The sequence below is a fragment of the Bacillota bacterium genome, assembly GCA_023511455.1.
Lineage (GTDB): Bacteria > Armatimonadota > HRBIN16 > HRBIN16 > HRBIN16 > HRBIN16.
Genome location: JAIMBJ010000026.1, coordinates 38,767 through 51,865 on the forward strand (window position 1 = coordinate 38,767; position 13,099 = coordinate 51,865).

The 13,099-nt window shown below is 58.4% G+C and carries 13 protein-coding genes; 6 read left to right on the forward strand and 7 right to left on the reverse strand.

The genetic code is table 11. The annotated features are described in order from the left end of the window. Positions 1 to 10 precede the first annotated feature (10 nt). The 6 genes from K6U75_12860 to K6U75_12885 all read left to right on the forward strand — a co-directional run bounded on the left by K6U75_12860 (position 11) and on the right by K6U75_12885 (position 6,979). Positions 11 to 505, forward strand: a complete 495-nt coding sequence (locus K6U75_12860) for an NADH-quinone oxidoreductase subunit J (GenBank protein ID MCL6475929.1) — start codon at positions 11 to 13, stop codon at positions 503 to 505. An 89-nt stretch (positions 506 to 594) separates the two neighbouring features. Next, the gene (gene nuoK, locus K6U75_12865; GenBank protein ID MCL6475930.1) at positions 595 to 915 is read left to right on the forward strand and encodes an NADH-quinone oxidoreductase subunit NuoK; all 321 of its coding nucleotides are present in this window, start codon (positions 595 to 597) and stop codon (positions 913 to 915) included. Positions 916 to 927: 12 nt separating this feature from the next. Next, positions 928 to 2,958, forward strand: coding sequence for an NADH-quinone oxidoreductase subunit L (nuoL, locus tag K6U75_12870; protein MCL6475931.1), 2,031 nt, complete (start codon positions 928 to 930; stop codon positions 2,956 to 2,958). Between the two features lie 3 nt (positions 2,959 to 2,961). Continuing rightward, positions 2,962 to 4,518, forward strand: coding sequence for an NADH-quinone oxidoreductase subunit M (locus tag K6U75_12875; protein ID MCL6475932.1), 1,557 nt, complete (start codon positions 2,962 to 2,964; stop codon positions 4,516 to 4,518). 23 nt (positions 4,519 to 4,541) lie between these two features. Continuing rightward, entirely contained in the window at positions 4,542 to 5,483 is a 942-nt protein-coding gene (locus tag K6U75_12880; GenBank protein MCL6475933.1) for a hypothetical protein, read from the forward strand. Then, positions 5,480 to 6,979, forward strand: a complete 1,500-nt coding sequence (locus K6U75_12885; protein MCL6475934.1) for an NADH-quinone oxidoreductase subunit N — start codon at positions 5,480 to 5,482, stop codon at positions 6,977 to 6,979. Before K6U75_12880 ends, K6U75_12885 begins: the two co-directional genes overlap by 4 nt. A 41-nt stretch (positions 6,980 to 7,020) precedes the next feature. Here the strand turns inward: K6U75_12885 and K6U75_12890 are convergent, their stop codons facing one another. The 7 genes from K6U75_12890 to K6U75_12920 form a co-directional block, all read right to left on the reverse strand. Further along, positions 7,021 to 7,521 (reverse strand): DUF3368 domain-containing protein, encoded by a 501-nt coding sequence (locus K6U75_12890; protein ID MCL6475935.1) that lies wholly within the window; start codon positions 7,519 to 7,521, stop codon positions 7,021 to 7,023. Beyond that, on the reverse strand, positions 7,502 to 7,762 hold the full coding sequence (locus K6U75_12895) for a UPF0175 family protein (GenBank protein ID MCL6475936.1): 261 nt from the start codon (positions 7,760 to 7,762) through the stop codon (positions 7,502 to 7,504). Before K6U75_12895 ends, K6U75_12890 begins: the two co-directional genes overlap by 20 nt. 61 nt (positions 7,763 to 7,823) lie before the next feature. Beyond that, positions 7,824 to 9,113 carry a serine--tRNA ligase gene (gene serS, locus K6U75_12900; protein ID MCL6475937.1) on the reverse strand — a complete coding sequence of 430 codons (1,290 nt, stop codon included), beginning with the start codon at positions 9,111 to 9,113 and terminating at the stop codon, positions 7,824 to 7,826. Positions 9,114 to 9,183: 70 nt separating this feature from the next. Beyond that, a complete protein-coding gene (locus K6U75_12905) occupies positions 9,184 to 10,407 on the reverse strand; it encodes a hypothetical protein (protein ID MCL6475938.1) in 1,224 nt (407 codons plus the stop codon). A gap of 15 nt (positions 10,408 to 10,422) precedes the next feature. Further along, positions 10,423 to 10,626 (reverse strand): hypothetical protein, encoded by a 204-nt coding sequence (locus K6U75_12910; GenBank protein MCL6475939.1) that lies wholly within the window; start codon positions 10,624 to 10,626, stop codon positions 10,423 to 10,425. Between the two features lie 62 nt (positions 10,627 to 10,688). Then, on the reverse strand, positions 10,689 to 11,546 hold the full coding sequence (locus K6U75_12915; protein MCL6475940.1) for a DUF1559 domain-containing protein: 858 nt from the start codon (positions 11,544 to 11,546) through the stop codon (positions 10,689 to 10,691). 287 nt (positions 11,547 to 11,833) lie between these two features. Next, entirely contained in the window at positions 11,834 to 12,937 is a 1,104-nt protein-coding gene (locus K6U75_12920) for a LacI family transcriptional regulator (protein ID MCL6475941.1), read from the reverse strand. Positions 12,938 to 13,099: the final 162 nt, after the last annotated feature.

Consider the following 13,099-nt stretch of genomic DNA (forward strand, 5'->3'; position numbering starts at 1 on the left):
GGAGGACGGGATGCTTGCACAGATTCTGTTCTGGCTGATGGCGCTGGTGATTGTGGTAACGTCCATCGGCGTGGTGGCGGTGCGCAACCCCGTGCGCAGTGCGCTGAACCTGGTGGCGAACTTCTTTGCGCTGGCAGTGCTGTATCTACTGCTTTACGCGCAGTTCGTGGCAGTGGTGCAGATTATCGTCTACGCGGGCGCGATTATGGTGCTGTTCCTGTTTACCATCATGCTGTTGAATCTGGGCGCGCCGTCGGAAATGGTGGAACGGTATGAGTGGAAGCGTCCCGTGACGGTAGGATTGGCGTTGCTGTTCGTGATTGTGCTGTCTGGTGGGGTGTTCGCGCGGTTGGGGCAGGCGCAGCCTGCGCCCGATGACATCGGCACGGTGCAGATGGTGGGCAAGTACCTGTTTACCGACTGGGTGTATCCCTTCGAGTTGACTTCGGTGCTTCTGCTGATTGCGATTGTGGGCGCGATTGTCATGGCGAAGCGGAGGTTCTGAATGGTAGTCGGCTGGAGGGAGCTGCTGGTGGTTCTGGTGGTAGCCATGGTGCTGATTTTTATGGTCAGGGTCATGCGGAGGCTGTAGGCATGGAGGCAATACCGGTCAGCTGGTATCTGATGTTGAGCGCGTTTATGTTCGCAATGGGCGTGACCGGAGTGGTCATCCGGCGCAACCCCATCGTGATATTCATGTGCATTGAACTCATGCTGAACGCGGCGAACCTGGCGTTTCTGGCTTTCGCGCGGCAGCAGGCGCAGTTGGGGGCGCAGGTCGCGGGGCAGGTGTATACGATACTGGTGATGGCGGTGGCGGCAGCGGAAGTGGCAATCGGGCTGGGGATTATCGTTGCCATCTACCGACTGCGCGACACCATTAACGTGGACGAGATGAACCTGCTGAAGTTCTGAGGGAGGACTGCGATGACCAGTACCTTTGACCTGATATGGGCGGTTATCGGCTTACCGCTGGCGGGCTTCCTGTTCCACGCCTTCTTGGGGAAGCGGGTTAGCAAGAAGGTGGTGGGAACGGTTGGCACGGCGGTAGTGCTTGGGGCGTTCGCGCTATCGGTGTACCTGTTGCTGGAACTGTTGAAGCGACCTGCTGAGGAACAACAAGTTATCAGCACGCTGTGGCGATGGATTGAGGCGGGCGAGTTCAAGGTATCGTTCGAAGCGCTGGTAGACCCGCTGTCTTTGCTGATGGCGTTGATTGTCACGGGCGTTGGGGGACTTATCCATCTCTACTCCACTGGCTACATGGCGGGTGACGAGGACTATCCCCGTTTCTTCACCTACTTGAATCTGTTTATCGTGTTCATGTTGACGCTGGTTCTCAGCAACAACCTGCTGATGATGTTCGTGGGCTGGGAAGGCGTCGGATTGTGTTCGTATCTGCTGATTGGGTTCTGGTATAAGGACAAGGTGAATACCGATTCGGCGAACAAGGCGTTCATCGTCAACCGCATCGGCGACTGGGGCTTCATGCTGGCGGTCATCCTGTCGTTCTGGACGTTTGGCACGCTGAACTTCGCGGGCGAGGAAAGCATGTTCCAGCGGGCGATAGACATGAACCAGCAGGGTATGCTCTCGGCAGGCATCATCACCGCCATCGCTTTGTTGCTGTTCGTAGGGGCGACGGGCAAGTCCGCGCAGTTTCCGCTCTATATGTGGTTACCCGACGCGATGGCAGGTCCCACCCCTGTCTCCGCACTGATTCACGCCGCGACGATGGTCACCGCTGGCGTGGTGATGGTTACCCGCTGCCATGTGTTTTTTGAACTGGCGCCAGCGGCGATGCTGGTGGTGGCGGTGATTGGGGTGTTTACCGCCATCTTTGCCGCGACCATCGCCATCGCGCAGACGGACATCAAACGCGTGCTGGCATATTCCACGGTGAGCCAGCTGGGTTACATGTTTCTGGGGTGCGGTGTGGGGGCGTTCGCCTCGGGTATGTTCCACGTGACCACGCACGCTTTCTTCAAGGCGCTGCTGTTCCTGGGTTCGGGGTCGGTGATACTTGCGCTGCACCACGAGCAGGACATGCGGCGCATGGGCGGACTGGCGAAGTACCTGCCCATCACCTACTGGACAATGCTGGCAGGCTGGCTGGCAATCTCGGGCGTTCCCCCGCTGGCGGGCTTCTTCTCGAAGGACGAGATACTCGCCGCGACCTTTGGCACGCACGCCCTGCCCGTGAGCATGGGACAAATCCTGTGGGCGGTGGGACTGGCGACGGCGTTGCTGACGGCGTTTTACATGACGCGCCTGATAGGATTGACCTTCTGGGGAACGCCCCGCTGGGCAGCGGCGCACGCCCACCACGGCAAAGACGACGTGCATGGGCATGGCGCGCATGGTCATCACGGCGAACCGAAGGAGTCTCCGCCCAGCATGACCGTTCCGCTGATGATTCTGGCAGTGCTGTCAGTGGTGGGCGGATTCATCGGCGGATTCGCGCCGCTGCATATTCCCAGCCTGTTCGAGGCGTTTCTGGAGCCGTCTGCTGGATTAAAAGTGCTGGGTGAGGATGCCGTGCCCCATCTGCCTGTCCGCGTGGAATGGATACTGGTTGGGGCGTCGGTGGCGGCGGCAGTGCTGGGCATCTGGTACGGCTGGTCGCGCTATCGGAAGGGCTTGCCCGAACGCGAACGCGAGCTGGCTGGCGTGCGCAAGGTGCTGTACAACCAGTACTACTATGACTGGCTGATGGTAAAGGGCATAGGCTTATGGCTGGGCGGCAAAATCGCGAACTGGATGTGGCAGTTTGTGGACGTGCGCCTCGTGGACGGGCTGGTAAACGGCATCGCGGGTCTTACAGGTTTGGTGGGCAGTAGCCTGCGGCGCGTGCAGACAGGCTATGTGCGCAGCTACGCTTTCACTATTCTGATTGGAGCAATTGTGCTGCTGGTATGGCTATTAATACGAGGGGCAAGTGCGGGGGTGGCGAGGTAAGCGATGGAGACGACCACACCAGGATTGTTGACACTGATTATCTTCCTGCCGCTGGCGGGCGCGCTGATTCTGCTGCTGATGCCACGTGAGAACGTCAGTGCCATCCGCTGGTTCACGCTGGCGGTGACGACAGTGGTATTTGTGCTGTCGCTGCGGTTGTATTTCGGGTTCGACGCTGGCAGCGCGGGTATGCAGTTCCGTGAGTTCGCTCTGTGGATGCCCCAGTTCGGAATCCACTACCATCTGGGCATTGACGGCATCAGCCTGTGGCTGGTATTGCTGACCACCTTCCTGACGGTGCTTTCAGTGGCGTTCTCGTGGGTGGTGGAGGAGCGCGTGAAGGAGTACATGTTCTTCATGTTGCTGCTGGAGACGGGAATGCTGGGCGTGTTTTGCGCGCTGGATTTGGTGCTGTTTTATGTGTTCTGGGAAGCGATGCTGGTACCGATGTACTTCCTGATTGGCATGTGGGGCGGGGAGCGGCGCATCTACGCAGCGATTAAGTTCTTCTTGTTCACCTTCTTCGGCAGCATCCTGATGCTGGTGGCGATTGTCGCGCTGTATTACCTGCACCGCGACATGACGGGCATGGCTACCTTCGACCTGCTGAAAATCCAGCAGGCACTGGCAACCAGCCCGCTACCCCTTCATCTGCAGTTGTGGCTGTTCGCAGCGTTCGCGCTGGCGTTTGCGATTAAGGTGCCGATGTTCCCGTTCCATACCTGGTTGCCCGATGCGCACGTGGAGGCACCGACGGCAGGGTCGGTGATTCTGGCGGGCGTGTTGCTGAAGATGGGCACCTACGGTTTCCTGCGGTTCTGTCTGCCGCTGTTCCCCGATGCGTCGCAGGTGGCTGCCCCGCTGATGCTGACGCTGGCAGTCATCGGCATCATCTATGGGGCGATTGTGGCGGCAGTGCAGCCCGATGTGAAGAAGCTGGTAGCGTATTCCAGCGTCAGCCACTTGGGCTTCGTGATGCTGGGGCTGTTCGCGCTGAACGCACAGGGGCTGACGGGCAGCATCCTGCAGCAGGTCAATCACGGCATTAGTACGGGCGCGCTGTTCCTGCTGGTGGGCATGATTTACGAGCGCAGGCACACCCGCCTGATTGCGGAGTTCGGCGGGCTGAAGCGCGTGATGCCCGTGTACGCGGCCTTCTTCCTGCTGGTGATGCTGTCTTCAGTGGGGCTGCCGTCCACCAACGGGTTCGTGGGCGAGTTTCTCACCCTGTTGGGGGGATGGGCGGCGAGCGTTCCGTTGACGGTCATCGCCGCGTCGGGGGTGATCCTAGCGGCGGTGTATCTGTTGTGGATGTTTCAGCGGGTGTTTTACGGCGAGCCATCGGAGAAAAACGCCCACCTGCCCGACCTGAACCTGCGCGAAATCGCCATTCTGGTGCCTATCGTGGTGCTTATCTTCTGGATTGGTTTGTATCCCAGCACGTTTATAGACCCGATGCAGGCTTCGGTAGACAACCTGATTCGGCAGGTGAACGGCGACGCGGGCGCAGCTTGGCTGGCGCAGATGGGTGAATCAGTGGTACAATCGGTAACACGTTAGCAACTACGGGAGGGCGAACGGCGATGACCAAATTCGAACGCATTCAGGCAGCGATACGGGGCGAGGCGGTAGACCGCGTGCCGTACAGCCTGTGGTATCACTTCCGACTGAACCCACCCGCAGGGGAGACTCTGGCAAACGCGGAGCTGGAGTTCTACGCTAAATATGACCCCGACCTGTTCAAGGTAATGCACGACATCCCGTATGAGATGCCGCTGGGCATGGCATCGATTCACTCTATCAGCGACTGGGCGAAGCTATCGGTGCTTCCCCCTGACAAGGGCAACTTTGGCGAGCAGCTGGCGGCGTTGCGCATCATCCAGCGGCGCAAGGGAGACGACGCGCCCATTGTGGACACGGTGTTCAACGTGTTCGCTTACGCGCAGAAGATTTCGCAGCAGCAGCTGTTGAACCACCTTCGCCAGGATGCAGATACCGTACGCATTGGGCTGGAACGTATCGCGCAGTCGCTGGCGGGCTACGCAAGGAAGTTGGCGGAGGAGGGCATCGGTACCTATCTGGCGGTGGCTGGCGCAAGTGCTGACTTGGCGACGCCAGAAGAGTATGAGCGTATCTTCCTGCCGCTGGATGAGATGGTGCTGGATGCGGCGCAGGGCGCGCCGGTGAACGTACTGCATCTGCACGGCGAGAACATCTACTTCGACCTGATGCTGCCGCTGAGCGCGAAGGCGCACATCCTGTCCTGGAGCAACCGAATCACCGCACCATCCATTCCCGAAGCGCGGCTGAAGTACACGGGCTGCATCATGGCGGGCGTGGACGAGGTGAACATCAAGAGCATGACAGTGGAGCAGGTGAAGCAGCAGGTACGCGAGACCATTGAGCAGACGCGAGGACGGGGCATCATCGTCGCGCCCGGTTGCGCTGTGCCCACCGATACGCCGCCAGAGCTGTTACTTGCCATCCGTGAGGCTGTGCTGGAAGCAGGAGGAGCGCAGGCATGAACGGTTACCCGCCGCTGCCCCAGGACATTCGTTTCAGCGCGATTGCGCCAGAGCTGGTGCTTTCGGTAACGGCGATGGCGGTGTTGCTCATCGGGTTATCAATGCGTCGGGGCACGTATACCCCGCTGGTAGTACTGAGCCTGGTGGGCATCGCTGTCAGCGGGGGGACGGTGGTCTTCTTCTGGAATAAGCCTTTGACCGCCTTCGCTGGTACGGTGTTGAGTGACCAGTTTGCGCAGATGGTGCGGCTGATTCTGCTGGGCATCGCTGCCATTGCGGTGCTGATGGCGGAACCGTATCTGCAGGAGAAGCGCATCCGCTTTCCCGAGTATTTTGCGCTCGTGCTGTTTTCCACGGCGGGTGGCATGGTGATGGCGGCGGCGCAGAACCTGCTGGTGCTGTTTATCGGGCTGGAGATATTGTCCCTTTCCATGTATGTGATGGCGGGGCTGGCGCGTACGGAGGCTCGCTCGGAGGAGGCAGCATTGAAGTACTTTCTGCTGGGGGCGTTCGCGTCAGGTTTCCTGATTTACGGCATTGCGCTTGTTTACGGGGCGTCTGGCACCACCAATCTCAACGAACTGATGCCTGCGCTGTTTTCGTCGGAGCCAGCGAAACGGTTGCTGCTGTATGCAGGGTTAGGTTGGATATTAGTAGGACTGGGTTTCAAGGCGGCGCTGGTGCCGTTCCACATGTGGACGCCGGATGTCTATGAGGGCGCGCCCACGTCAGCAGCGGCGTTCATGGCGTCCGCGGCGAAGACGGCAGCGTTTGCGGTGTTCATCCGCGTAGCGTTAGCGTTCCAACCGGCCAGCGCGCTTTGGGTGCCAGTGCTGGCGGTACTGGCTATTCTGACGATGACGGTGGGAAACCTGCTTGCGCTGGCGCAGACCAACCTGAAGCGGATGCTGGCGTACTCCAGTATTGCGCACGCGGGTTACCTGCTGGTGGGCGTGGTGGCAGTCAGCAGCTTCCCCTCGGCGCGGGCGGGCATCAGTGCGGTGCTTTACTACTTCATCGCCTACGCGCTGATGACGATGGGCGCGTTTGCAGTAGCGTCGCTGATGGCGCACGAGGGGCGCGAGAGCAACCTGATTGACGATTTGTCAGGGCTGGGCACGCGCAGCCCGCATGCCGCCGCGATGATGACGGTGTTCATGCTGTCGCTGGCGGGCATCCCGACGACCGCGGGCTTTCTGGGCAAGTTTTTCCTGTTCAACGCTGCCTTGCAGCAGGGTTCGGTGGGGCTATTGCTGGCGATTGTGCTGGCGGTCAACAGCGTTATCTCCGCGTTCTACTACCTGCGGCTGATTGTGGTCATGTATTTCCGCCCGACGGAACTGCCTGCGTTGCCGCGGCCTGGCTTCGGCTTGCAGCTGGCGATAGCGTTGTGCATGGTGGGCAGTCTGATTTTCGGGCTGTATCCGCTGGGTTGGGATCAGGCGCAGCAGGCAGCAGATGGCGTCGTGCGCGTGGTGCAAACGGTGCAGCGGTAGGGGTTTGTGGCGGGTGCCGTTTAGTTCCAGTGATGTTGCAGCTATGCCGTTTCTTCGAGACTGATGATTCGCTGGTACAGGGCATCGCTAATCCAGAAACCTGCCTCGCTTCGCAGGCGTTCCATCTCCTGCTGCAGTGAACTCACCTTGCCGCTACGGTATGCCCTCAGAAGGATGCCAATGCTACCAGTCACAGACAGCCCCAGATTCCTTGCGACCTCACGTCCCTCTGACTCGTCGATGAGGAGTATATCCGCTTTGTGCTCCGCGGCCAGTGCAATGGCTTCCGCTTCGCCAGCGTCCAGCTGCATCCGTAAAATTGATACCATCGCGCGATTGTTAGGGGCGAGCAGGTTTATCCAGCCTTCCTGGCAGGCGAGTCGCACATCCTCCGCACCGGGGCGTCCCTTCCCTTGCTCAACCACTTCGTTCCAGACAGCAGGGGGAATCATCACCTTCTCGAAGAACTCGCGCAGCAGGTCCAACCTGCCAATCGCTGACAGGTGTATGGGGGTCGAGGAGTTACTGACCGCTGTCGGCATAGGCAATATCTTCCAGCAGGTCTTCTTGAGAGTAGTGCCTGTTTATCCGACGTCTGCCCAGTATTTGTTCGAAAGACCATCGGTCTAAGCCAGCAAGCGCACATGCCTTGCCAGCCGAAAGCACACCGCGCTGATATAAAGCGATTGCCAGCTCTTTGCGCAGTTCCGCCTCCACCTCGTCAGGCGGCAGACGGATGGCTGAATAGACCTCTTCTGGGATTTCAATAAGTATCTTGGACATGCTTCCCTCCTTAACTTGACGGTATCAGGCTGTTTATGGTCTTACCCATCTCGTTGCTCCTTTACGTTAGCTCCCCATCGACGTCGATGCGGGTTGCGCCGTGCAGGTAGGGACGCAACACTTCGGGAATGAGTATCGTGCCGTCCGTCTGCTGGTAGTTCTCCAGCACGGCAATCATCAGGCGGGGCAGGGCAAGCCCCGAACCATTAAGTGTGTGGACAAACTCGGGTCTGGCGCCGGGGGCAGGGCGGTAGCGGATGTTGGCACGGCGCGCCTGAAAGTCGCGGAAGTTGGAGCAGGAGCTCACCTCCAGCCACTCCTGGCAGCCCGCTGCCCATACCTCGATGTCGTACTTCATCGCCGCCACGAAGCTGAGGTCGCCCGTACACATCTGCACCCATCGGAAGGGCAGATTCAGCCGTCGGCACACATCCGAAGCGTCTTCAATCAGCTTCATCAGCTCTTCATCGGAGGTGTGTGGCTCCACGAACTTGACCAGCTCCACCTTATCGAACTGGTGTCCGCGCTTGATGCCGCGCACGTCGCGCCCTGCCGACATCTTCTCGCGACGGAAGCAGGCGGTGTAGGCGACATAGTAAAGTGGTAACTGCTCCTTTTCCAGAATCTCTTCGCGGTGCAGGTTGGTGACGGGCACCTCCGCGGTCGGGATGAGCCAGAAGTCCTCCTCCGCATCGTGATACAGGTTGTCTCCGAACTTGGGCAGGTTGCCTGTGCCGTAAAGGCATTCTGACTTGACAAGATAGGGCGGGTAGACTTCGGTGTAGCCGTGCTCGCGGGTGTGCAGGTCCAGCATCCAGGTGATGAGCGCGCGTTGCAGCGCCGCCCCTGCCTTCTTCAAGATGTAGAAGCGCGAGCCGCTGATCTTAATCCCCCGCTCGAAATCCAGAATGCCCAGCTGCTCGCCCAGCTCCCAGTGGGGTTTGGGGGTAAACTCAAATGCTGGCAGGTCACCCTCGTATTTCACCACCACGTTCTCGCTCTCGTCTTTGCCAACGGGCACGCTGGGGTGGGGCAGGTTGGGCACCTCCAGCATCCGTGCGGTGAAGGTCTGTTCTACCTCTTCCAGTTCCTTCTCGAGCTGCGCAATCTGGTCGCCCACCTGTCGCATCTGCGCGATGCGGGCGTTGCGCTCTTCGGGGTCTTTGATTTTGGGGATTTCTTTGGAAACGGCGTTGCGCTCCGCCCGAAGGCTTTCCACCTGAGTGAGAATCTCCCGTCGGCGAGCGTCCAGCTGCAGTATCTCGTCGATGATGGCGGGGTCTGCACCCACCTTCTGCAGACCGTCTTTCACGAAGTCAGGCTGTTCCCGAATCAAACGGATATCGAGCATATCGCGTCCCTCTCCTGCACGGATTTGCGGGTACAGTATACCAATCTTCATCCGGAGGAAGCAAACGGGGTCACGATGGGCGTTGTGGCAGGTAAGGCATCAGCCCCATGTCGCCGGGCTGGTCGCGACGCAGGCGTCCCTCGTGGAACGGCTGACCGCCGTCGTCTTTACCGTTCGGTCCCACGCTGTACAACATGTAACGGTCACCTTGCGGGCGGTAGACAAACGGCTGGTTGCTGAACGGGTCGGTGAAGTATGGGCTATCCCCCAGCTCTTTCAGTGAAGCCGGGTAGCGTCCACGGGACTTGCGATATGCTTCCAGACGCAGGGTAGTGTATAGCAGGCGCAGTCGAGCGCGGGTATAGGTATAGCGGGCGATGGCAAGAGCAATTCCCTCTGGCTCGCGTACGACCAGTTCACGTCCCAGTTGTTGTAACGCAGGAGGGTAAGGAACAAACTGTTGTTGTGAATAGGGTAATTTCACCTGTTGCAGCCATTGTTGCACGTACTGCTGTGCTGCCTGCGAGAGCGGAGCCTTTGGCAGGTAAAGCATTTCGCGCTCCAGGTCAGATTTGGGCAGGTCCAAACGGAAGCCTCGCAGGGACTGTCCGCGCACCGTCCGTTGCCAGCCGGTCAACCAAACCCGGAATTCCTGCTCCAGAAGTTTCTCCAGAGAGTATTCGTTTGCCAGCAATTGCTCCAGACGACGCGCGCCGCGCTCAGCATCCTGGGCATTCAGACGAGGAATTAGAGCGGGTATCGCCTGAAAGAGATCACTGGTTGCCATAAAGTGAAAAGTGAGATGGAGCACATTGCCACCATTAAGGATTTTTTCCAGGAAGGCAAAAGCGTCTAGATAGGCATCCAGCGCTTGTGCAGTTTTACCCTGTTGTGCAAGCAATGTGGCCTGCACGATGTAAAGGCGAGCGAATTGGCGGTAAGCTTCTACGGTGGGGTCACCCGTCTGGTATGCCAGTCGCTCCACCTGTGCAGGCTTGTTGAGCACCTCTCGTACCTTCCGGAATACCTCGCGATTGGCTTCCACGACGGCTTGTTTCTCGGCGAGTGTTCCATAGTCTGTCTGCTGAGCAAGCGCTGCCAGTTTACCGGGTTCGCGAATGTTGTAGATACACGCGATGAGTTCGCTATATACATTGTTGGGGGGTGGGGTCAGAGGTGGAGGTAACGAGAATTGGGGCGAGGAATTGCGGCTGTATACGAACAGACCATATCCCAACCACATCAGCAGCACAATGCCGATGACCGCCCCAACCGTTGCAATTGCTTTCTTCATTCGTGCTTCGCCTGCTTACTTTTCCTGCTCCATTCGCTGCCGGATGTTCTGAAACTGCTGCGGCGTGTAGGGCGTGATGTTGGGTCCGGGGCCGGCCTGAAACGTGGCCTGGCTCTGCTTGCGCTTTTCCCGCACATATCCGAACACCTGCCACAGTACCAGCAAAATGGCGAAGGTGAACAGGATGATGTGCCACGGTTTGATTTGATTCTCCTTCATCCTCTCCTCCTTGTAGATAAGATGCCAACCCCTGCAAAGCAGGGGGTTGGCGTTCACCGAACTCAATCCTGATAGCGTGTCCACATATTGGGCGTGGTCTTGCGGAAGAACTTCACGTGACCGTCCGCCAGCACATGATTTGCGCCACCGGTGTGCCTCTTGGCGATGCGCCCTACCTTCTCACCAGCGATGTAGCATCCACTTCCCACATAGCTGTTGCCATAGGTATCATACTCCACATCGGTGTCGCGTGGGAAGCGGAAAACCGCCATCGTTCCTGAAGGATTGCCGTTGTGAGGGCAGTTGGGGTCACCGTCAGAGATAGCAATGGTGTTAGCCACATCCTCAATCGCTGCGAGTGCAGCGCCGACGTCCATCACGGTGTCGTCGATTGCCGGGATGTAGATGGAGTGGCTGATGACGCCATGGTAACAGTTCAAACCAGTGTTACAATCGCACCTGCTACAGTACTGGTTGGCGTCGTTGTAGCCTTCATTGATTAGGTACCCCACTCGCCATGGGCGCACTGAAGTGCCCGGTTCCTGCCCAAGTGCAGAGTTGTATGCAGATGCAACAGGCCCACAGTTCAAGCGCGTGCCATCATGTGCGAACACCCGGTTACTGCTGGGGCAGGCGAACAGCTGCTGGTTCTTCACATAGGGGTAGATAAGGTCCAACCACACGAATCGTGGACATTGCCCCCAAGTGTTGGGATAGCTGTACGAGCCGACGAAGATTTCGTCGTAGTCCTGCGCGTACATGAGCGCGCCCAGCCCAATCTGTTTGAGATTGCTGATGCACGATGCCGCGCGTGCCTTCTCCCGCGCCTGTGCGAACACAGGGAAAAGGATGGCTGCCAGTATCGCGATAATCGCGATGACCACCAGCAGTTCGATGAGCGTGAATGCACGGCGTTTCATGTTGTGTTTTCCTCCTTTTATTGGATTCTTTTGATTAATTTATAGCTAGCACCACTTGTGCTTGCTACCACATTTTACCACAGCTAGGCAAAAAGTGCAATAAAATAACTGCCTCTTTTTTAGATTTTTAGATAGCAGCTCTGCAACTGCCCTTTTATCACCGACTGCAGAGCCAATTGTCTGTTGTGCTGAACGCAAGCAAACCATCACAGACCCTCAAAACGACTCTTCGCTTCACCCAGAATAACGGGTGTTGCCGCTTTATATCGCCAACTCACGAACAACCTTTACAACTGCGTCATTCCTGAAATGTTACAGTGGCTGGAGGCTCTCACCAGCAGGTGCACTGGCAGCTTCACCACTCGCTCTGCAGGGGTGTTGCCCTCGATCACTTCGATCAGTAAGCGAGCCGCTACCCGTCCCATGTCAGCGGCGGGTTGCTGGACAGTGCTGAGGGGCGGTTCGGTCAGCTCGGTAATGGGTGCGCCGTCATAGCCGATGATGGCGATATCATCCGGCACGCGCAGCCCGGCATCTTTCACCGCGCGTAGCGCGCCGATGGCGGAGACATCGTTCGCGGCGAAGATGGCGGTCGGCGGGTTGGGCAGCTGCAGCAGTCGTTGCGTGGCTTCACAGGCACCCCGTTCCGAGAAATCGGTCTGTGCAAGCAGGTCATGCTCGATGGGTATGTCTGCATCCTGCAATGCACGCAGGTAGCCCTGATAGCGGTCGTAAGCGTTGGGGATGCTGAGCATCCCGTGCAGGTGAGCGATACGCCGATGTCCCTGCTCGATGAGGTGCCGTGTGGCGAGGTAACCGCCCATCTCGTTGTCGGCGTCCACCGCCACCATTTTACAGCCGTACACCTGCTGTGTGCCGACCGCGGCAAGGGGAATATCTGCGTCGCAGAGCTCCTTCAGGAGTGGTTCATGCTTGTGTGGCGCGAGGATAATCAAGCCTTCCAGACGTCCACTGTACACGGCGTTGAGGCACATCTCCCGCACGTCTTCGCTCATGGCGTAAATCATCAGGTGATAGCCCTCTGCGAAGCCGACATCGGCAATGCCTCGCATGATCTCCGAGGACCACCAGCCCGCCAACACGGAATGTCGCACATACAGTTGCAAGATACCCAGTGTGCGGCTGCGCATTCCCGCCAGCCGCCGGGCGGCTTCGTTGGGATAGTAGTTCAACTCGCGCGCGAGGCGCAGAATCTCCGCGCGGACCGCCGCGCTGACCCGCGCCCCCGGCTTGTTGTTCAGCACATAGGACACCGTCGCCTGCGAGACGCCGACGCGCTCCGCAATCGTCTGCATGGTAACCCGCCCGCTGGGGCGTCTACCCTTTCGCTTCTTCTCTTTGACTGTAGTGGGGGCTTCAGTCGCTTCCATTTGAGCGCAGCCTCACGGTTTTGCGCTTAATCAAGGTGTATTGATTATATCTTGCCTCACCAAAACTGTCAAGGGATTTAAAGGTTGTTGTGGTTTCCAATTTGAAATGTCCTATTTTATTCCCAATTTGAAATGTCACATCGTCTTAATCCCCGGAAATAC